This is a genomic window from Streptomyces inhibens, assembly GCF_022221585.1.
Classification (GTDB): domain Bacteria; phylum Actinomycetota; class Actinomycetes; order Streptomycetales; family Streptomycetaceae; genus Streptomyces; species Streptomyces inhibens.
In genome coordinates this window covers 7,695,988-7,714,986 of sequence record NZ_CP084681.1, presented here as the reverse complement: position 1 = coordinate 7,714,986, position 18,999 = coordinate 7,695,988, and the positions used below count along the sequence as shown (strand labels likewise).

The window sequence follows — 18,999 nt, the reverse complement described above, 5'->3', positions numbered from 1 at the left end:
GAAGGTGCGGCAGGCATCCGGCGCCGGCGCGAGCGCGACTGGCCCGGGGAGAGGGCGTGGTGACCATGGAACGGGACACCGAGGCGGTTCACGAGGCGTATGCATTCGTCTGTCTGCACTGCGGACACGGCTGGGAAGAGGAGTACGAGATCCGGCACACCACGGATCTGGCCGGCCACCGGCGCTCCGACTACTTCACCCGCGGCGTCCGGGTCCCCTCCCCGCTGGTCCGCGCCGACTGCCCGTCCTGCAACCGCGGCCCGATCCGGATCCTGCGCCCCGGCCGGGTGAACTCGGTCAATACCACCTACCTCACCTATCTCCCCTTCTATCACTGACGCACCGTCACCATCCGGTGTAGAGCAGGTGGTTGAGCAGGAGAGCGAGTGCCGCCTGCGCCGTCAGCCAGGGGCGCCGGCGGGCTGCGGGCAGCAGGGCACAGGCCGTCGGCAGCCAGACGGCGAAGGGGAGCCAGATGCGTTCGGTCTCCGCCTTGCTCATCCCGGAGAGATCGGCGGCCAGCAGGGCGAGCAGCGCGGCCAGGACGAGCACCACCAGCCGGTCGGACGGGGTGCGCAGCGGCCCGGCGGACGGGCGCAGCCGGCGCAGGGCGGTGGGCGCGGCCGCCAGGGCGCGGCGCAGACCGGCCACCGTCGCCAGGCCGGTGATCAGGACGGCGCAGGCGAGGTTGCCCCACACCCAGTACGCGTACGGGCGGACCCCGGCGGCGCCCTGGTAGTAGCGCTCGACCAGCAGGTGATAGCCCTCCCACCAGTTGAATCCGGCGAGGGTGAAGACCGCCGCGACGGCCGCCGCCCCGGCCAGGAGCAGGGGCAGCGGGCGCGCGTTACCCGTGATCAGCAGCACCGCCGCGGCGATCAGCACGATCAGGGTGAGGCCGTAGGAGAGATAGCAGGTCAGGCCGAGGAGGAGCCCGGAGGCCAGGGCGGCGGCCGCGCGGAGGGGGGCACCTCCCGGCGGTGGCTGAGGGAGGGTGCGGCGGGTCGCGGCGAGCGCGAGGAGCGCCAGGGACCAGGCGGCGACGGCGGCGAAGTAGCCGTCCGCGGAGGTGCCGATCCAGACGGCGGCCGGGACCAGTACGAGGAAGGGGGCGGCCCGGCGTGCGGTCGGCTCATCGGTGAGGGCGCGCAGCGCGATGAGGACCGCGGCCGCGGCGGAGGTGCCGACGGTGATGCACCAGATGCCGGCCCAGGCGCCGCCGCCCAGCCCGATGCGGTCCAGGCCGACGAAGGTGAGCACTGCGGCCGGCGGATGGCCCGCGACATGGGCGGGCCAGTGGTCCGGTGCGTTGTTGAGGATGTGGTGGGTGAAGTCACGCAGCGCCGGGACGGGATCGTCGAAGCGGCGGATGACCGTCAGATACTCGTACTCGGTGGTGAGCCGACGGGCGACACCGGTCTGCCAGCCGTCGATCAGGGCCAGCGACCATGTCCAGGCCATCGAGGCCGCCCAGCCCGCAAGGACGAGGGTGCGCCAGGGCAGCCGGGCGGCGAGCGGCGGCCCGTAGGCGATCACGAGGACGGCGACGGCGAGCGCGGCGGGGGTGCCCGGGCCGAGGTGCGGGAACCACGAGGCGTACAGCGGCGGCCAGTTGACGTGCAGGCTGCCGTTGGCACGCTCGATGACGGTGCCGACGACCGCGGCGACGACGACGAGCAGGGCGCCGGCCGTGGCGGCCAGCAGATCGGCGCGGCGCACGGCGCGTTCTTCGGGGGTCACACGCGGAGGCGTCGTCTCAAGGGGGGTCACTCGGGGGGTCACACCGGCACGCTAGGGCGTCGGCGGGCCGCTTCGGCCGTTCGGCGGCAGCGGTGTCATCGATCCGTCAGATTTCCCCGGGCACGCCGCCGTGCCGCCCCGCCGCTGTGCCACCGTTCCGTCGACGTCACAGTTTCGTCATGGGTCGCAGCCCCCTGGGCGCACCGGTCGCGGCATACCGTCGGAGCCGGACCTACTCGTCCAGGCGGCGGAGCCTCGTCGCCCGACCGCCGAGGACACCTATGGGCGCCCACGACCACCTCACTCCCCCCACCTCGCCATCGTTCTGGCGCAGCCCGCTGCGCGGCCCGCGGCTGACCGCGCTGCTCGGCATCGCCCTGCTGGCGGGGATCACGCTGCTGTTCGTGACCGGTCTGCTGTCGTACGCCGCGTACAACCCGAATCTGGCCGGTGGCGTCAACGACAAGACGCCCGGCAAGGGCCTGCTCGGCTTCTATCTCTTCAGCTGGCCCACCGACCCGCACTGGCTCTACCGCCTCACGCAGGGGGTGCATGTCACCCTCGGCATCGCGCTGGTGCCCCTCTTGCTGGCGAAGCTGTGGTCGGTGATCCCGAAGCTCTTCACGCTGCCGCCGGCCCGGTCGCCGGGCCATGCGCTGGAGCGGCTTTCGCTGCTGTTGCTGGTCGGCGGGGCGCTGTTCGAGTTCGTCACCGGCATCCTCAACATCCAGCTGGAGTACCTCTTCCCCGGGTCGTTCTATCCGCTGCACTTCTACGGGGCATGGGTGTTCATCGGCGCGTTCGTCGCGCATGTCGTGCTGCGTATGCCGCGGACCGTACGGGCGCTGCGCGAGAGGGAGGACCCGGGTGCGGCGGCCGACGAGACGGGGCTGGTGGCGGCCCGGCCGGACCCGCCGACCGTGACGCGGCGGGGCGCGCTGGGGCTGGTCGGCGCCGGATCGCTGCTGCTGTTCGTGGCGACCGCCGGTCAGAGCATCGGCGGCCGGTGGCGCGGTACGGCCCTGCTGGCGCCGCACGGCGGCCGCGACCCGGGCAGCGGCCCGAACGGCTTCCAGATCAACAAGACCGCCGCGTATGTCGGGATCAGGTCCCAGGACACCGGTGACGACTGGCGGCTGACGATCGAGGGCGGCGGGCGCCGGGTGCGGCTCAGCCGCGCCGAGTTGCTTCGACTGCCGCAGCACGAGGCGGCGCTCCCGATCGCCTGTGTCGAGGGCTGGTCGACGGACGACCAGCGGTGGAGCGGGGTGCGGCTGCGGGACCTCGCCGCGCTGGTGGGGCTCGGCGAGCGGCCACCGGATCTGCTGGTGGAGTCGCTCCAACTGCACGGCGCGTTCCGCCGGGCCGCGCTGCGCGACAACCAGGTGCGCGACCCGCGGTCGCTGCTCGCGCTGCGGGTGGGCGGCGCCGATCTGTCCGCGGACCACGGCTATCCGGCGCGGATCATCGTGCCGGCGGCGCCCGGGGTGCTCAACACCAAGTGGGTGTCCCGGCTGACATTCGGGGAGTGGTGAGGGTGCGGGTGGCACGGCGGGACAGGGTGGCGCGGGCCCGGCGGGCGCTGCGTGTGCGCCGCTGGTACGGCGAGGGGCCGCTGCATCTGCTGCTGATGCTCGCCTCGTTCGCGCTCACCGGCTATGCGGGGGTACGGCTGCTGGCCGGCGGGCAGTGGCCGCTGGTGATCGTCTGGTTCGTCGGGGCGGCGCTGCTGCACGATCTGGTGCTGCTTCCGCTGTATGCGCTCGCCGACCGCGCGGTGGCCAGGTACACGGCGGGGACCGGCCGGCACCGGGCCTGGACCGCGTTCGTCCGGGTCCCCGCCGCGCTGTCGGGGCTGCTTCTGCTGGTGTGGTTCCCGCTGATCGCGGGCTCGGTGGGGAGCGGCTCGGCGGCGCACTACGAGGCCGCGACCGGGCTGCCCGGCGGGGTGTTCCTGGGCCGCTGGCTCCTGATCACCGCCGGGCTGTTCGCGGTATCCGCGCTGTGGCTGCTGGGCCGTACGGTTCAGCAGCGGCCGCCGGGCGCGGCGCGGCGGCGCAGGGAGACGAAGCAGCGTCCGGCGGGCGGCTGATCGGCCGCCTCGCAGGCGCTCCACCGCTCGACGGGCGTCCAGCCGGCGGCACCCGCGTACCGCAGCAGTGCGCGGGTGCCGACCCGGGCCCAGGGGAAGAGGTCGCCCGGTGCGTGGCGTCCGTCGTGGCTGGCGTTGTCGACCCGGACATGGACCCGTTCGTCGACGTCCGCCGGGGTGGTCTCCACGATGAGCAGCCCGGCCTCCTCGACCAGTTCGGCTATCCGGGCGAGCAGGGCGTGCGGGTCGCCGCCGATGCCGATGTTGCCGTCGAGAAGCAGCGCGGTGCCCCAACTCCCTTCTTCGGGAAGGGAGTCGAAGACCGAACGGTGCAAGGCCGAGCCGCCGGTCGCGGCGGTGCGGGCCACCGCGGCCGTGCTGACGTCGATGCCGAGCGCCCGCCGGCCCTGGGCGGCGAGCGCGGCGACCAGCCGTCCCGGGCCGCAGCCGATGTCGAGGACGGTGCCCTCGCAGCGGCGCAGCGCCGACAGATCGGCCGCGTCCGCCCCGGCGCACCAGCGCTCGACCTCCAGCGGCAGCAGCCAGCCGTCGCTGCGGCGCAGGAAGAGCGGACCGCGGCCGCTGCGCAGCGCGTCGGCGTAAGGGTCCGCGCCCCAGGAGACGGTGTCGGGGACGGCGACGGTGCGCCGGTCGGTCCGGGTGGTCGGCGGCACGGCGGTGCTCATCGTTCGGCGACCGGGGTCAGCCGGGCGAGGGTGGCGGCGAACCGTCCACCGGGCGCCGCGGCCGCGACCCGCTCGGCGTCGTCCGCGGTGTCGACGTCGCGCAGCGGCGGCAGTTCGCGTACCCGCAGCCCGGCGGCGGTCAGCCGGGCACGCTGGGCGGCGCCGGTGCGGTCGGTGGACATCGGGACACCGCGCAACAGCCGGGGGTCGGGGGCGGCCAGGCCGAGCGCCCAGAATCCGCCGTCCTCGGCCGCGCCGAACCAGGCGTCACAGTCGTCCCAGGCGTCGAAGTCCAGTGCGGGGGCGAGGAGTTGGGGCGTGACCTGAGGGGTGTCCATACCGATCAGCAGTGTCGGGCCGGTGCTGTCGGCGAAGGCGGCCGCGAGCCGCTCGTCGAGGCCACCCGGGCACTGCGGCCGGACGTCGAAGCCGGCCGGCAGCCAGCTCCCCGGCCGGCCGTCGAGTACGACGACCCGCCGCCGGGCGGGCATGGCGCGTACGGCCCGGAGGGTGTCGTACAGCGCGGCCTCGGCCAACTGGGCGGCCTCGTCGGGGGTGTAGGGCGGGGTGAGCCGGGTCTTGACCCGGCCGGGCACCGGTTCCTTGGCGATGACCAGGACGGTCGTCGGCCCGGGACACTCCTCACCCGCTGCGGGTTCGGTCATCGGGCCGTCTCCTCGGTGCGGGCCGTCAGCGGCGGCTGGTGAAGGACGGTGCGCATATCGCGCACCGCGTGCCAGGTGCCGCGCCAGGTGCCGGTGACCTTGGAGCGGCCGGTGCGGGGGTGGTAGGGCACCTCGCGTTCCTCGATGCGCCAGCCGGCGTCGGCGGCCCGGACGACCATCTGCAGGGGGTAGCCGCTGCGGCGGTCGGTGAGGGCGAGGGCGAGCAGCGCGGTGCGCCGGGCGGCGCGCAGCGGGCCGAGGTCGTGCAGCCGCAGTCCGGTGCGGCGGCGCAGCATCCGGGCCAGGGCGAAGTTGCCGAGCCGGGCGTGCGGCGGCCAGGCGCCACGCCCCTGGGGGCGTCGGCGCCCCAGCACCAGATCGCTGTCGCCGTCGTGCACGGCGCGGACGAACGGGGTGAGCAGCGCGGGGTCCAGGGAGGCGTCGCAGTCGCAGAAGCAGACGATGTCCGCTTCGGCGGCCAGCAGTCCGGCATGGCAGGCGGCGCCGAAGCCGCGGCGCGGCTCGTGCACCACGGTGGCGCCCAGGTCGCGGGCGATGTCGGCGGAGCCGTCGGTCGAGCCGTTGTCCACGACGATGGCCCGCCAGGCGGCCGGGATGCGTGCCAGCACCCAGGGCAGCGCGGCGGCCTCGTCGAGGCAGGGCAGCACGACGTCCACCGAAGGCGGCCGGGGGGAGTGGGTCACGGCCGCATCCCTTCCGTCGCGAACTCCTTCATGCCCTCGGCGAATCCGGTCTCCGCGCGCCAGCCGAGCTCGTCGGCGATCCGCTGCGAGGACGCCGTGATGTGCCGTACGTCGCCCAGCCGGTACTCCCCCGTCACCACCGGCGCCGGACCACCGCACGCCTCGGCGAGGGCCAGCGCCGTCTCGCCGACGGTGTGCGGTACTCCGCTGCCCGTGTTGTACGCGGTCAGCGTGCCCGCCGAACGGTCCGAAAGCGCCTCCAGCGCCACCGCGTTGGCCGCCGCGACATCCCGTACATGGACGAAGTCCCGCCGCTGGCCGCCGTCCTCGTAGACGGTCGGCGGCGCGCCGCGGGCCAGCGCCGAGCGGAAGAACGAGGCCACTCCGGCGTACGGGGTGTCGCGGGGCATCCCCGGCCCGTAGACGTTGTGGTAGCGCAGCGAGACGGCGCGGCCGCCGGTCGCGCGCGCCCAGGAGGCGGCCAGATGTTCCTGGGCCAGCTTGGTCACCGCGTACACATTGCGGGGGTCGGTGGGGGCGTCCTCGCCGACCAGCCCCGGCGCCAGTTCCGCGCCGCAGTGCGGGCAGCGCGGTTCGAACCGCCCGGCGGCCAGCTCGGCCACCGCCCGCGGCCCCGGGCGCACCACGCCATGGCCGGAGCAGAGATAGCGCCCCTCGCCGTAGACCACCATCGACCCGGCGAGCACCAGCTTGTGCACCTCGGCCGCGGCCATCGCGGCCAGCAGCACCGCCGTACCCAGGTCGTTGCAGCCGACGTAGTCGGGCGCGTCGGCGAAGTCCTTGCCCAGGCCGACCATTGCCGCCTGGTGACAGACCGCCTCCACACCCAGGAGGGCGGCGTCGACGGCCGCCCGGTCGCGTACGTCCGCGACGATGCGGCGCTCCCCGGGGCGCGGCGGCGGGGGCTCGCGATGCGCCGAGGGCAGCAATGCATCAAGGACGACGGGCTCGTGGCCGCGCGCGGTGAGCGCATCGACGATCTGCGATCCGATGAATCCGGCGCCGCCGGTGACCAGTACACGCATGCCGTCACGCTAAGCGCGACAGGGCGTTGCGGCCCGCGCCGCGGCCGCCGTGTCATGGGTCCGTAAGATCCGCGGGCCGGCGGGCGCGGGGGCTGCCGGCCGCCCGAGCCGCTGCGATTCGATAACAGGCCGCATTCGAGGTATATCGGTACGGCATATGTTGCATATGCTCAGGTCGGGGGCCCGGGGGTCGTTTTCGGACAGTCCGAGGGCCGGCGGCCCCCGTTACCCGATCACCTCATACGACACCGTCGGAGACCATCTTGGCCGTGGAGAACGGGGAGCAGTGCACCGGCTCCCGTGTGCTGTCCGTGCTCCCGTACACGGTCATGGCCGTGGTCAGCGCCGTCGACCTCACCGCGGGCCCGGGCGTCGGCTTTCTGCCTCTGGTGTCCCTGGGTCCGGCGTTCGCCGGGCTGGTCGGCGGCTGGCGGCGGACCGCGCTGGTCGGGCTGACGGCGTGTGTGCTCTGCCTCGGCCTCGGCGTCTACAACGGTCTGTTCGAGACCCGGCGCGGGCTGACCGCCCTGCTGTCGGTGGCCGGGGTGACCGCGGCCGGTGTGGTCGCCGCGGTCATGCGGCAACGCCGCGAGGCGGAGCTGGCCAGCGTCCGCTCGATCGCCGAGGTGGCCCAGCGGGTGCTGCTGCGGCCGGTGCCACGCAGCGCGGGCCCGCTGCGGATCGCGGTCTCCTACACCTCGGCGGTGGCCGAGGCCCGGATAGGCGGCGATCTGTACGAGGTGGTGACCTCGCCCGCCGGCGTGCGGGTCATCGTCGGCGACGTCCAGGGCAAGGGCCTGGAGGCCGTGGAGAGCGCGGCGGTGGTGCTCGGCGCCTTCCGGGAGGCGGCGCACGACGAACCGGATCTGCCGGCCGTCGGCGAGCGGGTGGAGCGGGCGCTGAACCGCCATCTGTCCGGCGAACGCTTCGTCACCGCGGTGCTCGCCGAGATCGGCGACGGCCCGAACGCGACGCTGCTGAACTTCGGCCATCCGGCGCCGCTGGTCGTCCGCCCCACCGGCGAGGTCGGCTTCGCCGCACCGCCCGACCGCGCCCTGCCGCTCGGCCTGACCCTCCACGGCCCGGACACACCGGTCCCCTACGAGGTGCCGTTCACACCCGGCGACCAGCTGCTCTTCTACACCGACGGCGTCACCGAGGCCCGCGACGCCACCGGCCGCTTCTACCCGCTCGACGAGCGGGCCGCGCTGCTCAAGGACCCCGACCCGGAGGCCGCGCTGCGCTCCGTGCGTGAGGACGTGGTCGAGCATGCCGAGGGGCCCCTGCACGACGACGCGGCGATGCTGCTGGTCCGCTACCGGGAGAACCGGTGAGCCGGACTCACTTCAGGGACAGCCCCGTGTAGTTCTCCGCCAGCTCGGCGGCGGCATGCGGCGAGGTGGCGATCCGGTCGAGCTGGGAGAGCTGCAGCCGGGTGTCGAACGGGCTCTGGTCCGGGCCGGTGTGCAGGGTCGTCGTCATGAAGTACGAGAAGTGTTCGGCGCGCCAGACGCGGCGCAGACAGGTGTCGGAGTAGGCGTCGAGAGACTCCGTCGAGCCGGTCCGGTGCAGCCGGTCCAGGGCGCGGGCCAGGACGGTGACATCGGCGACGGCGAGGTTGAGGCCCTTGGCCCCGGTGGGCGGCACGATGTGCGCCGCGTCGCCGGCCAGCAGCACGCGCCCGTACCGCATCGGTTCGGTGACCGAACTCCGCATGGGGAGGACGGCTTTCGCGGTGAGCGGGCCGCGCTCCAGCTTCCAGGGGGCGTCGATCGCGGCACGGGCGTCCAGTTCGTCCCAGATCCGGTCGTCGGGCCAGTCCGCCGGGTCGGTGCCGTTGGGGACCTGGAGGTAGAGCCGGCTGACGGTCGGCGTCCGCATGCTGAACAGCGCGAAGCCGCGTTCGGAGTGGGCGTAGACCAACTCGTCGCAGGAGGGCGGCACATCGGCGAGCACACCGAGCCAGGAGTAGGGATAGCTGCGCTCGTACGTCCGGCGTGCGTGCTCCGGTATTGCCTGCCGGGCCACGCCGTGGAAGCCGTCGCAGCCGACGACATAGTCGCAGGTCAGGGTCTGCTGCCGGCCCTGGTGGGTGTAGCGGACGAGCGGCCGGTCGGTGTCCGCCCCCTCCACCGCGAGCGCCTGCGCCCCGAAGAGCAGCGGTGCCCCGTCGTCGAGTTGGAGGGCGATCAGATCCTTCACCACCTCCGTCTGGGCGTAGACCATGACCCGGCGGCCACCGGTCAGCGCCGGGAAGTCGAGGCGGTGGGCGCGGCGGTCGTAGCGCAGCTCGATGCCGTCGTGGACCAGGCCCTCGCGGTCCATCCGCTCCCCCGCGCCGCAGGCGCGCAGGACGTCGACGGTGCCCTGTTCGAGGATGCCCGCGCGCTGCCGCTGTTCGACGTAGGCGCGGTCGCGGCTCTCCAGGACGACACAGTCGATACCGGAGCGGTGGAGCAGTCGCGCGAGCAGCAGCCCTGCGGGGCCGCCGCCGATGATGCCGACGGTGGTGTGGCGTATCCGCGTCACTTCTCTGTTCCTTCCGCGGGGTGTGGGGTGGAGTGCTGGGCGGGGTCGTCAAGGTAGGCGGCGACGATGCGGTCGGCCAGGGCGAAGGCGGTGTTGGCCGCGGGGACACCGCAGTAGACGGCCGTCTGGAGGAGGACCTCCTGGATCTCCTTGGGGGTCAGGCCGTTGCGCAGCGCGGCCCGCAGATGCATCGCCAGTTCGTCGTGGTGGCCGCCCGCCACCAGCGCGGTGAGGGTGATACAGCTGCGGGTCTGCCGGGACAGGCCGGGCCGGGTCCAGATCTCGCCCCAGGCGTAGCGGGTGATGAAGTCCTGGAAGACCTCGGTCAGGGCGCTGGTCCGGGCGATCGAGCCGTCCACATGGGCGTCGCCGAGGACGGCGCGGCGTACGGCCGTTCCGGCGGCGTGCCGGGAGCGGTCGTCCGAGGAGCGGTCATCCGAGGCGGGCGCGTCGGTGGCGGGGACGTCGGCGGCCGGGGACACGGGCGCGTCGGCCGGGTGTGCCGCGAGGTGGCCGAGGAGGGCGGCCAGCACCGGGGCCGGGCGTTCGACGCCGGCGAGATGGGCGGCGCCGGACAGTTCGACCAGGCTCGCGTCCGGGATGCCGTCGGCGAGTTCACGGGCGTGTGCGGGCGGGGTGGCCGGGTCGGAGCGGCCGGCGACGACGAGCGTGGGCGCGGTGATCCGGGGCAGTTCGGCGCGCAGGTCGTAGTCGGCGAGGGCATCGCAGCAGGCCGCATAGCCCGCCGGCGCGACCGTCCGGCGCACCGCGTCGACCAGGGCCGTGGCCTGTGGGGAGCCGGCGAAGGCCGGGGTGAACCAGCGGCCGGCGGTGGTGTCGGCGACCGGCCCGAGCCCCGCTTCCCGTACGAGCGCGGCCCGTTCGTGCCAGGCGGCGGGTTCGCCGAAGCGCGCCGAGGAGCAGATCAGGGCGAGCGAGGCGATCCGCTCGGGGTGGTGCGCGGCGAGCCAGGCGCCGACGGCGCCGCCGAGCGAGACCCCGGCGTACGCGAAGCGGCCGATGCCGAGGGAGTCGGCGAGGCCGAGGACCAGGCCGGCCAGTTCGGGGACGGTGGTGGTGGGAGTGGGGGCGGCGGTCAGTACGTCGGTGGGGGTGCCACCGTGACCGGGGAGATCCCAGCGTATGACGCGGTACTGCCGTGCCAGGGCGGGGAGTTGGGGGTCCCAGAGGGAGAGCGAGGTGCCGAGGGAGGGCCCCAGGATGAGCGGTGGGGCGTCTTGGGGTCCGTCCACGGTGTGGTGCACGGGCGGGTCGGCGGGCGGGTGCGTCATACGGGCTCCTGCGGGTTGTGCGCGGTGCGTTCCAGCGCGCGGTCCACGAGGGCGCCGGCGGATCCCATGTGGTCGGCGGGGTCGAGGAGTTGGCGGAGACGGGCTTCGGAGAGGGCCGCCTCCAGGGTGGTGTCCCCGTGGCGGGCGGTGCGCAGCGCCTCGGACAGGTCGATGCCCTCCTCGGCGGTGCGCCGGGCCGCCGCGTCCAGGATGCGGCGGGCCTCGCCGCGGCCGGTCAGGGCGGTGAGGGCCGCGACGAGGCGTTCGGTGACGACCAGACCGCCGGTCGTATCGAGGTTGTGCCGCATGCGGTGCGGGTGGACCCGCAGCTCCGCGGTCAGTTCGGCCGCGTCCCGGGCCGCTCCGCCGACCAGTCGCAGGGCGTCCCGCAGCGGCTGCCATTCGGCGTGCCAGGCACCGGCCGGGCGCTCGTCCTCGGCGGCGAGGGAGCCGTACAGCACCGCCGCGAGGGCCGGGACCTGCCGGGCGGCCGCCGCGATCAGCGTGGCGCGCACCGGGTTGGCCTTGTGCGGCATGGCGGAGGAGCCTCCGCCGCTGCCCTCGGCCAGCTCGCCGATCTCCGTACGGGAGAGGGTGAGGACATCGGCCGCGAGCTTGCCGAGGGCGCCCGCGGTGCAGGCGAGCGCACCGGCGAGATCGGCGACGGGGGTGCGCACGGTGTGCCAGGGCAGGAGGGGTGCGGCTAGCCCGGTCTCCGCGGCGTAGGCGGTGAGGAGCCGGGCGCCGAGGTCCGCCGCGGGCGCGGAACCGCTCTCCGCCTCCGCGTACGCATGGAACGCGGCGAGGGTGCCGGCCGCGCCGCCGAGTTGCGCGGGCAGGGCGGCCCGTACGGACCTGAGCCGGTCATGGGCGTCGAGCACGAGGTGGCGCCAGCCCGCGGCCTTGAGGCCGAAGGTGGTCGGCACCGCGTGCTGGGTGAGGGTCCGGCCGGCCATCGGGGTGTCGCGGTGCCGCGCCGCCGTACGGCGCAGCGCGTCGGCGGTGCGGCCGAGGTCGGTCAGCACGGTGTCCAGGGCGCGGGCGCAGACCAGCATCGTGGCGGTGTCCAGGATGTCCTGGCTGGTGGCGCCGCGGTGGACGTAGGCGGCGGCCCGGGGGTCGCGGTCGGCGACGGCGGCCGTCAGGTCCGCGACGAGCGGGACCACCGGGTTGCCCGCGGCCCGGGCGCGCAGTGCGAGGGTGCGGGGGTCGTGGCGGTGGGGTTCGGCGGCCGCGGCGGTGACGGCCGCGGCCGCCGACTTCGGTGCCAGGCCGAGCGTGGCCTGGGCGCGGGTCAGCGCGGCCTCGGCGTCGAGCAGGGCGCGCAGATATCCGGCGTCGCCGGTGGCGTCGGCCACCGCGGAGCCTGCCCAGGACGGCGCGAGCAGCCCCATGTCGGCGGCCTCACAAGGGAGTTCGGGTGCCGGGTGCCGGTAGCCGGACGGGTCATCGGAAGGCAAGGAAGACCGTCTCCTCGTGCGTGCCGTCCTCGGTCTGCTGCAGTTGGACGTCGAAGCGGTACCGGCCGGGGCCGTCGGGGCGGGCGAGCAGTGTGCTCGCGCGGTCGGCGGGCAGCCGCGCCAGCAGCGGATCGGCGGCGTTGGCCGTCTCGTGCTCGGGGAAGTAGACGCGGGTGAACAGGTGGTGGAGCAGTCCGCGGGCGAAGACGCAGACGGCGAGGTACGGCGCGGCGTCCGGACGCCCGGCGGGGGCGGTGGCGGGCAGGGTGTGGACCGCGTAGCGCCCGTCGGCGTCGGTCGGGACGCGGCCGAAGCCGGTGAAGTCCAGGCCGTTGCGGCCGATGACGGCGCCGGTGACCGGGTCCCGGCGGAGCGAGCCGGGCGCGCCGGAGAGGCTGCCGTCCGGGCCCGCCTGCCAGAACTCCAGCAGCGCGTCCGGCACCGGGGCGCCGGCTCCGTCCCGTACATGGCCGTGCACGGTGACCGTGCCGGGGTGGCCGGCCGGTGCGATCCGGTCGCCGCCGGGGAACGGGAGGGCGTAGCCGTAGAACGGGCCGACGGTCTGGGAGGGCGTGGGGGCGAGCGGTGCGGACGGTGCGTGGGTCGCGCCGTGGGAGGGGTCGTGGTGGGTGCGGGCGGGGGGCATCAGCGGCCTTCCTCGATCCAGGTGGCGGAGGGGCCGTCCAGGACCACGTCCCAGCGGTAGCCCAGGGACCATTCGGGGCGGGACAGTTCGTGGTCGTAGGCGGCCACCAGGCGGGCGCGGGCCACGGGGTCGGTGACCGAGCTCAGGATCGGGTCGTAGGGGAAGAGCGGGTCGCCGGGGAAGTACATCTGGGTGATCAGCCGCTGGGTGAAGGCCGGTCCGAAGAGCGAGAAGTGGATATGGGCCGGGCGCCAGGCGTTGTCGTGGTTGCGCCACGGATAGGCGCCGGGCTTGACGGTGGTGAACTCGTAGCGGCCCTGGTCATCGGTCAGACAGCGGCCGACGCCGGTGAAGTTGGGGTCGAGCGGGGCGGGGTGCTGGTCGCGCTGGTGGGCGTACCGGCCGGAGGCGTTGGCCTGCCAGATCTCGACGAGCTGGCCGCGTACGGGGCGGCCGGTGCGGTCCAGGATGCGACCGGTGACGGTGATGCGTTCGCCGAGCGGCTCGCCGGCATGCTGCCGGGTCAGGTCGGCGTCCAGGTCGGTGATGTCCGTGCGGCCGAACGCCGGGCCGCTCAGCTCCACCGCCTCCGGGTCGGCCAGGTGGTCGATCTCGACCAACGGCCGGTGGGGGTGGCGCGAGGTGCTGCTGCGATAGGGGGCGTAGCCCCGCGCCGGGTGCTGCGGGGCCGGGGCGCCGGCCGCCCGGTCCCGTTCACCGGCGTCGTGCAGGGCGGCGATCTCGCGGCTGATGTCGGCCTGGGTGGGCAGCGTCGGGGCGGCGGGCTGCGGGCGGGGCGCGGGGACGGGGGCGGACGCGGGGACGGGGGCCGGGGTGTCGCCGAGTGGGGTGGGTGGGGTCAGGGCCATGGTGCCTTCTCCATGCGGTGGTGGTCATCGGGTCACGGGCCGGTCGGCGGCCGGCGTACGGTCGGCGGTCGGCGGTCGGCGGAGGTGCGGTGGCCGTCGGAGGAGTGGTGCTACCTCTCCAGCACCACGGCGAGCCCCTGCCCCACGCCGATGCACAGCGTCGCCAGCCCCGTACCGGAGCCGGCGGCCGCCAGTTGGTGGGCGACCGCACCGGTTATCCGGGCCCCGGAGGCACCGAGCGGGTGGCCGAGGGCGATGGCACCGCCGTACGGGTTGACGATGCCCGGGTCGAGGTCGGGCCAGCCGGCCAGGCAGCCGAGCGCCTGGGCGGCGAACGCCTCGTTCAACTCGACGGTGTGCAGCGCGTCGAAGCGGCGGCCGGCCTTTTCCAGGGCGCGTCGGGCCGCCTGGACCGGACCGAGCCCGAAGTACTGCGGCTCGATGCCGGTGACCGCGCTGCTGCGGATCCGGGCGAGCGGTTCGCATCCCGAGGCGCGCAGCCCCCGCTCGTCCATCAGGAGCAGCGCGGCCGCACCGTCGTTGAGCGGCGAGGAGTTGCCGGCGGTGACGGTGCCTCCCCCGGGCTTCGGCCGGGAGGAGCCCCGCCCCGCTTCTCCCCCAGCCTTCGGCCGGGGGGACCCCCACCTCGCTTCGCTCGCCTTGCGGAAGACCGGCCGCAGCTTCCCCAGGGCCTGGAGGGAGGTGTCCTCACGGATGCATTCGTCGCGCACCGGCGTCGCTTCAGCGGCGCCGTCCGGGGCGGTCGCCTCGTCGCCGTAGGGCACCACCTCCGCGTCGAAGGCACCGTCCTTCCAGGCTCGTGCGGCCTTCTCATGGCTGGCCAGCGCATAGGCGTCCTGCTGTTCGCGGGTGATGCCGTACCGGTCGGCGATCAGCTCCGCGCCCTCGCCGAGGGCGACGGTCCACTCGTCGGGCATCTTGGGGTTGGTCAGCCGCCAGCCCAGGGTGGTGGAGTGCAGGGTCTGCGGCCCTGCGGGAAAGGCCCGTTCGGGCTTGGGCAGCACCCAGGGTGCGCGGCTCATCGACTCCACCCCGCCGGCGACGGCCACGGAGGCATCGCCGAGCGCGACGGCCCTGGCCGCCTGGATGACCGCCTCCATGCCGGAGCCGCAGAGGCGGTTGACGGTGACGCCGGGCACGGTCACCGGCAGCCCGGCGAGCAGCACCGCCATCCGGGCCACATCGCGGTTCTCCTCGCCCGCGCCGTTGGCGTTGCCCAGGTAGACATCGTCGATGGTGGCCGGATCCAGCCCCGGCGCGCGGTCCACGAGGGCCTTGACGACATGTGCGGCGAGGTCGTCGGGGCGGACGCCGGACAGCGCGCCGCCGTATTTGCCGATGGGGGTGCGGACGGCGTCGACGATGTAGACGTCCCGGGGGCGGTCGGTGATCATGAGGCGTCCTTCCGGGAGCCGTGGGCGTCGAGGGTTGCGGTGTCGGGAGTTGCGGCGTCGGGAGTTGCGGCGTCGGGAGTTGCGGCGTCGGGGGTTGCGGTCTTGGGGGTACCGGTCTCGGGCATGGTTGCCGCCTTCAGGGCGCGCAGGGCGGCGAGTTCGGCATCGGTGGGTGGGGCGGTGACGCCGAGCCGGGGGGCCTCCTTGAGGTCCCAGCCGGTGGCCTGCCGCACCTGATCGACCGTCACTCCCGGGTGCAGATCGGTGAGGACGAGCTCCGCGGTGACCGGGTCGGGGCGCAGCACACCGAGGTCGGTGATGACCGCGGTCGGGCCGGCGCCGGGCAGCCCGAGCGCCGCGCGGTCCCGGGGACCGCTGCCGTGGCCGAGGGTGGTCACAAAGTCCAGCGCGCCGACGAAGTTACGGCGACTGTGCCGGAGGACCATCAGCACCTGCCCGCAGTTGGCGGCGATCTCGGGGGCGCCGCCCGCGCCGGGCAGCCGCCCCTCGGGCCTGTCGGGGCCGCGCCGGACGACGGTGGTGTTGATGTTGGCGAACCGGTCGACCTGCGCGGCGCCGAGGAAGCCGACGTCGATCCGGCCGCCCTGGAGCCAGTAGTTGAACATCTCCGGCACGGACACCACCGAGTCGGCGGTGTCGGCCAGTTCACCGTCCCCGATGGAGAGCGGCAGCCGGGTCGGCTTGGAGCCGATGGTGCCGGACTCGTAGATGAGCACCAGGTCCGGATTGACGGTGCGGCGGGCGAGGTTGGCGGCCGTACTGGGCAGCCCGATGCCGACGAAACAGGTCCGCGCGCCGGCCAGCGCGCGGGCGGCGTTGACCTCCATCAGCTCGTCGGGGGTGCAGTCGGGGCCGGGGCCGGGGCCGGGCGCCCGGGAGGCGGCCTCGGCGGGGGCAGGGGCTCGGGTGGCGGCCCCGGCGGGGACGGGGGCTCGTACGCCGGACACGGCAGCCGCTTCCGCCGCCGGGGCCACCTCGCCGGCTGCCGCCGCCGGGACGGCCGCCCGCCGCTCCTCCCCCCGCACCCGGCCCACGTTCTCCTCAAGCCATCGCCCGAACGCCGCCCGGTCCCGCGAAATACCGTCCCACTCCCGGTAGAAGGCGTTGTCACGGACCGAATACCCGGCCGCGTAGGACGGATGGGCGCCGCCCGGAACGACCGCGACCGCATCGACGACCCATGTGGGCAGGACGACGCCGCCGGGACGCGGCTCCAGGGTGTCGACGAGCTCCTCGACGGTGACCAGGACGCGGCGGGCGGCCAGCGCCGCTTCCTTCTGCACACCGGTCAGGCCCCACAGCTGGACATTGCCGGCCTTGTCGGCCTGCTGCGCATGAATGACCGTGACATCCGGGTTGAGGGCGGCGACGGCGGCCAGCTCCTCGCCGGTGAACGGGCAGGTGACGGTGGAGACCGTGGGCGTACGGGCCGGGATGTCGCTGCCGCGGTAGCCGCGCAGCACCGCGAACGGGAGCTTGGCGGCGCCGGCGGCATAGCGGTTGGCCATCCCGGCGTGGCTGTGTTCGTCGATCTCCAGCGGGGCGGGCCAGCCGTTCTCGACCGCGTCCCGGAAGCGGTGCAGCGAGCCGACGCCCGGGTTGCCGCCCCAGGAGAAGACCAGCTTGCGGGCCGTACCCGCGCCGATCAGCTGGTCGTAGACCACGTCCGGGGTCATCCGGGCGAGCGTGAGGCCCTTGATGCCCTGACGGATGATCTCGTGCGCCGCGGCGAACGGGATGAGGTGGGTGAACCCCTCCAGCGCCACGGTGTCTCCGTCATGGATCAGCTCCGCGACGGCATCGTGCAGGGAACGGATGTCGGCCATGTCCTCGCCCTCGGGTCGTACCGGGGTGTGGTCCCGCGGACCGCCCCGCACCATCTCGTTCAACTAGGTCAACCGGTGCAACGTGCGAAGTTGTTCGCACAGTGAACTTAAGTTCATAATCGAGCTGCCTTGAGTTTGGACCCCGTCCCCGGCCCTGTCAACGGGTGGCCGGGTACGGTTCCGACGAGATCGCCGCACGATGGAGAGGCCATGACCCGTTCCGCCCCCACCGCCCCGTCATCGCCGACTCCGCCGCCACCGGAAGCGGTGGGGCCGCTGATGCGCAGCCTGTCCGTGCTGCGGGAGCTGGCGGTCGGCGGCGGCCGGCAGTCCGTCGGCGACCTGGTACGCATCACCGGCCTCGCCCGCTCCACGGTGGACCGCGTACTGAGCACCCTCGCCCGGCTCGGCTACGTACGGATCGAGGGCCGGGACGCGGTGCTCGCGCCGCGCCTGCTGGAGCTCGGCAACGCCTATCTCGCCGCCTCCGAACTCCCCGACCGGCTCGGTCCGCTCGCCGACCGGCTGGCCGACGAGCTCGACGAGTCGGTCTCGCTCGCGGTACCGGACGGCGACGGCGTGCGCTTCGTCCATCAGGCGACCCGCCGCCGCGCCATGTCGCTCGCGTTCCGCATCGGCGATCTGCTGCCCGCCGAGCGGGGCGCGCCGGGCGCGCTGTTCGCGGACCGGTGGGACGCGGCGGACTGGCGGCGCTGGCGGCTGCGCCGCGCGGCCGACCCCACGGACGCCGGATTCCCCGCCGTACCACCACGTCCCGCCGACGACCGGCCCCTCGGCCACCGGGCCCCCGACACCTCGACCCGCGGCATCTCGACCCGTGACACCGCGGCCCACGACGCGTCGGCCGCCGACACCTCGGCCGCCGACTTCGAAGCCCGGGTGGCCGCCGCGCGCACCGCCGGCTGGTCGCTGGACGACCAGCTCATCGAGCCGGGCCTGGTCGCGGTGGCCATGTCGGTCCGGGACGCTTCCGGGCGCACGGTCTGCGCGCTCAGCGTCGTCAGCCACACCAGCCGACTGAGCGCGGCCGAACTGCCGGACGCGGTACTCCCCCGGCTCCGCGAGACGGTCTCCGCCATGGAGTACGCCCTCAGCGCGCCCCAGGACGGACCGCCCGCCCCCACCACCGCCTCCGATGCGGCCCCGGGCCCGGCCCACCCCACCCATGCCGGCTGGATGCGGGCGTCGAAGCAGGAGCTGGGCCCCGAGTTCGTCGAATCGTTGGCCCGCGGGCTGATCACCCTCACCGCCTTCGGTGCCGGCCGCGCCGAACTGCCGCTCACCGCAGTGGCGGAGGCCACCGGCCTGGCCCGCGCCACCGCCCGCCGGGCCCTGATCACCCTGGAACACCTGGGCTATATCGCCACCGACGGCAAACTCTTCCGCCTCACGCCGAAGGTGCTGGAGCTGGGCTTCGCGCACCTCTCCGGCCTGACGCTGCCCGCCATCGCGCAGCCCCATCTGGCCACGCTGGTCGAGCGGGTGCACGACTCCGCCTCGATGGCGATCCTCTCCGGCGACGACATCCAGTACGTCGCACGGGTCCCCACCGTGCGGATCATGAGCGTCAACATCACCCTGGGCACCCGCTTCCCCGCGTACCCCACCTCGATGGGCCGGGTCCTGCTCGCCGGTCTGCCCCCGGCCGAGCTGTCCGCCCGGCTCGCCCTCACCGACCTGCGGCCGCTCACCCGGCACACGGTGACCGACCCCGACCGCCTGATCGCCCTCGTGGAACAGGTACGCGCCGACGGCTACGCCCTGGTCGACGAGGAGCTGGAGGAGGGCCTGCGCTCCCTCGCCGTCCCCGTGCACGACCGCACCGGCCGGGTGGTCTCCGCCGTCAACGTCTCCACCCACGCGGGCCGTTGCAGCCCCGACGAGGCCCGCGAGACCCTCCTCCCCGCCCTCCGCGCCACCGCCGCCGCCATCGAGGCCGACCTGCATGTCGCGGGGCGGTACGCCCGGATTCCGGCGCTGTGAACGC

Annotated in this window: 17 protein-coding genes and 1 pseudogene; 5 read left to right on the top strand and 13 right to left on the bottom strand. The window is 74.5% G+C overall.

The window, feature by feature from the left end:
* The first annotated feature begins 65 nt into the window (after window positions 1-65).
* Window positions 66-338, top strand: a complete 273-nt coding sequence (locus KI385_RS34600; RefSeq protein ID WP_381396613.1) for a hypothetical protein — start codon at window positions 66-68, stop codon at window positions 336-338.
* Between the two features lie 7 nt (window positions 339-345).
* Here KI385_RS34600 and KI385_RS34595 read toward each other — a convergent pair whose 3' ends face one another.
* Complete coding sequence (locus tag KI385_RS34595) at window positions 346-1,740, bottom strand: hypothetical protein (RefSeq protein ID WP_238575985.1); 1,395 nt, start codon at window positions 1,738-1,740, stop codon at window positions 346-348.
* A 281-nt stretch (window positions 1,741-2,021) separates the two neighbouring features.
* Here KI385_RS34595 and KI385_RS34590 point away from each other — a divergent pair, with 281 nt between their 5' ends.
* Together KI385_RS34590 and KI385_RS34585 are read left to right on the top strand one after the other, a co-directional pair.
* A complete protein-coding gene (locus KI385_RS34590; protein WP_238575984.1) occupies window positions 2,022-3,275 on the top strand; it encodes a molybdopterin-dependent oxidoreductase in 1,254 nt (417 codons plus the stop codon).
* Between the two features lie 2 nt (window positions 3,276-3,277).
* A complete protein-coding gene (locus tag KI385_RS34585) occupies window positions 3,278-3,832 on the top strand; it encodes a hypothetical protein (protein WP_425357010.1) in 555 nt (184 codons plus the stop codon).
* Here the strand turns inward: KI385_RS34585 and KI385_RS34580 are convergent.
* Genes KI385_RS34580 through KI385_RS34565 form a run of 4 tightly spaced genes read right to left on the bottom strand, consistent with a single transcriptional unit; the run spans window position 3,766 to window position 6,933 of the window.
* A complete protein-coding gene (locus KI385_RS34580) occupies window positions 3,766-4,506 on the bottom strand; it encodes a class I SAM-dependent methyltransferase (protein WP_238575983.1) in 741 nt (246 codons plus the stop codon). The genes KI385_RS34585 and KI385_RS34580 overlap by 67 nt on opposite strands.
* 8 nt (window positions 4,507-4,514) lie before the next feature.
* Window positions 4,515-5,183 (bottom strand): TIGR04282 family arsenosugar biosynthesis glycosyltransferase, encoded by a 669-nt coding sequence (locus KI385_RS34575; RefSeq protein ID WP_238575982.1) that lies wholly within the window; start codon window positions 5,181-5,183, stop codon window positions 4,515-4,517.
* Window positions 5,180-5,887, bottom strand: coding sequence for a glycosyltransferase family 2 protein (locus KI385_RS34570; RefSeq protein WP_238575981.1), 708 nt, complete (start codon window positions 5,885-5,887; stop codon window positions 5,180-5,182). Before KI385_RS34570 ends, KI385_RS34575 begins: the two co-directional genes overlap by 4 nt.
* Window positions 5,884-6,933: an NAD-dependent epimerase/dehydratase family protein gene (locus KI385_RS34565; protein WP_238575980.1), complete on the bottom strand. Its 1,050-nt coding sequence runs from the start codon at window positions 6,931-6,933 to the stop codon at window positions 5,884-5,886. Before KI385_RS34565 ends, KI385_RS34570 begins: the two co-directional genes overlap by 4 nt.
* Before the next feature lie 329 nt (window positions 6,934-7,262).
* On the opposite strand from KI385_RS34565, the gene KI385_RS34560 reads away from it, so the two are divergent.
* Entirely contained in the window at window positions 7,263-8,267 is a 1,005-nt protein-coding gene (locus KI385_RS34560) for a PP2C family protein-serine/threonine phosphatase (RefSeq protein ID WP_238577978.1), read from the top strand.
* Window positions 8,268-8,274: 7 nt separating this feature from the next.
* On the opposite strand, the gene KI385_RS34555 is transcribed toward KI385_RS34560, so the two are convergent.
* From KI385_RS34555 to KI385_RS34520, 8 genes and pseudogenes are all read right to left on the bottom strand, one after another.
* A complete protein-coding gene (locus tag KI385_RS34555) occupies window positions 8,275-9,462 on the bottom strand; it encodes a 4-hydroxybenzoate 3-monooxygenase (RefSeq protein ID WP_238575979.1) in 1,188 nt (395 codons plus the stop codon).
* Window positions 9,459-10,754 (bottom strand): bifunctional 3-oxoadipate enol-lactonase/4-carboxymuconolactone decarboxylase PcaDC, encoded by a 1,296-nt coding sequence (pcaDC, locus tag KI385_RS34550; protein ID WP_238575978.1) that lies wholly within the window; start codon window positions 10,752-10,754, stop codon window positions 9,459-9,461. Before pcaDC ends, KI385_RS34555 begins: the two co-directional genes overlap by 4 nt.
* On the bottom strand, window positions 10,751-12,148 hold the full coding sequence (pcaB, locus tag KI385_RS34545; protein ID WP_238577977.1) for a 3-carboxy-cis,cis-muconate cycloisomerase: 1,398 nt from the start codon (window positions 12,146-12,148) through the stop codon (window positions 10,751-10,753). Before pcaB ends, pcaDC begins: the two co-directional genes overlap by 4 nt.
* A 52-nt stretch (window positions 12,149-12,200) precedes the next feature.
* The gene (gene pcaG, locus KI385_RS34540; protein ID WP_238575977.1) at window positions 12,201-12,860 is read right to left on the bottom strand and encodes a protocatechuate 3,4-dioxygenase subunit alpha; all 660 of its coding nucleotides are present in this window, start codon (window positions 12,858-12,860) and stop codon (window positions 12,201-12,203) included.
* Complete coding sequence (pcaH, locus tag KI385_RS34535; RefSeq protein WP_238575976.1) at window positions 12,860-13,729, bottom strand: protocatechuate 3,4-dioxygenase subunit beta; 870 nt, start codon at window positions 13,727-13,729, stop codon at window positions 12,860-12,862. Before pcaH ends, pcaG begins: the two co-directional genes overlap by 1 nt.
* A 110-nt stretch (window positions 13,730-13,839) precedes the next feature.
* Window positions 13,840-15,144: a thiolase family protein gene (locus KI385_RS34530; protein ID WP_238575975.1), complete on the bottom strand. Its 1,305-nt coding sequence runs from the start codon at window positions 15,142-15,144 to the stop codon at window positions 13,840-13,842.
* On the bottom strand, window positions 15,141-15,992 hold the full coding sequence (locus tag KI385_RS34525; protein ID WP_238577976.1) for a CoA-transferase subunit beta: 852 nt from the start codon (window positions 15,990-15,992) through the stop codon (window positions 15,141-15,143). The genes KI385_RS34530 and KI385_RS34525 overlap by 4 nt, the downstream gene beginning before the upstream one ends.
* A gap of 204 nt (window positions 15,993-16,196) precedes the next feature.
* Window positions 16,197-16,991, bottom strand: a pseudogene (locus KI385_RS34520) (CoA transferase subunit A); the annotation flags it as partial.
* A 210-nt stretch (window positions 16,992-17,201) separates the two neighbouring features.
* Between KI385_RS34520 and KI385_RS34515 the strand changes: the two are divergent.
* The gene (locus KI385_RS34515) at window positions 17,202-18,995 is read left to right on the top strand and encodes an IclR family transcriptional regulator domain-containing protein (RefSeq protein WP_238575974.1); all 1,794 of its coding nucleotides are present in this window, start codon (window positions 17,202-17,204) and stop codon (window positions 18,993-18,995) included.
* Window positions 18,996-18,999 lie beyond the last annotated feature (4 nt).

What these genes read in the sequence shown, in the direction of transcription:
- KI385_RS34575 (WP_238575982.1), bottom strand. Translation starts at nt 5,183, where the DNA reads ATGACCGAACCCGCAGCGGGTGAGGAGTGTCCCGGGCCGACGACCGTC.
- KI385_RS34600 (WP_381396613.1), top strand. Translation starts at nt 66, where the DNA reads ATGGAACGGGACACCGAGGCGGTTCACGAGGCGTATGCATTCGTCTGT.
- KI385_RS34565 (WP_238575980.1), bottom strand. Translation starts at nt 6,933, where the DNA reads ATGCGTGTACTGGTCACCGGCGGCGCCGGATTCATCGGATCGCAGATC.
- KI385_RS34525 (WP_238577976.1), bottom strand. Translation starts at nt 15,992, where the DNA reads ATGGAGGTCAACGCCGCCCGCGCGCTGGCCGGCGCGCGGACCTGTTTC.
- KI385_RS34560 (WP_238577978.1), top strand. Translation starts at nt 7,263, where the DNA reads ATGGCCGTGGTCAGCGCCGTCGACCTCACCGCGGGCCCGGGCGTCGGC.
- pcaDC (WP_238575978.1), bottom strand. Translation starts at nt 10,754, where the DNA reads ATGACGCACCCGCCCGCCGACCCGCCCGTGCACCACACCGTGGACGGA.
- KI385_RS34515 (WP_238575974.1), top strand. Translation starts at nt 17,202, where the DNA reads ATGACCCGTTCCGCCCCCACCGCCCCGTCATCGCCGACTCCGCCGCCA.
- pcaB (WP_238577977.1), bottom strand. Translation starts at nt 12,148, where the DNA reads ATGGGGCTGCTCGCGCCGTCCTGGGCAGGCTCCGCGGTGGCCGACGCC.
- KI385_RS34590 (WP_238575984.1), top strand. Translation starts at nt 2,022, where the DNA reads ATGGGCGCCCACGACCACCTCACTCCCCCCACCTCGCCATCGTTCTGG.
- pcaG (WP_238575977.1), bottom strand. Translation starts at nt 12,860, where the DNA reads ATGCCCCCCGCCCGCACCCACCACGACCCCTCCCACGGCGCGACCCAC.
- KI385_RS34530 (WP_238575975.1), bottom strand. Translation starts at nt 15,144, where the DNA reads ATGATCACCGACCGCCCCCGGGACGTCTACATCGTCGACGCCGTCCGC.
- pcaH (WP_238575976.1), bottom strand. Translation starts at nt 13,729, where the DNA reads ATGGCCCTGACCCCACCCACCCCACTCGGCGACACCCCGGCCCCCGTC.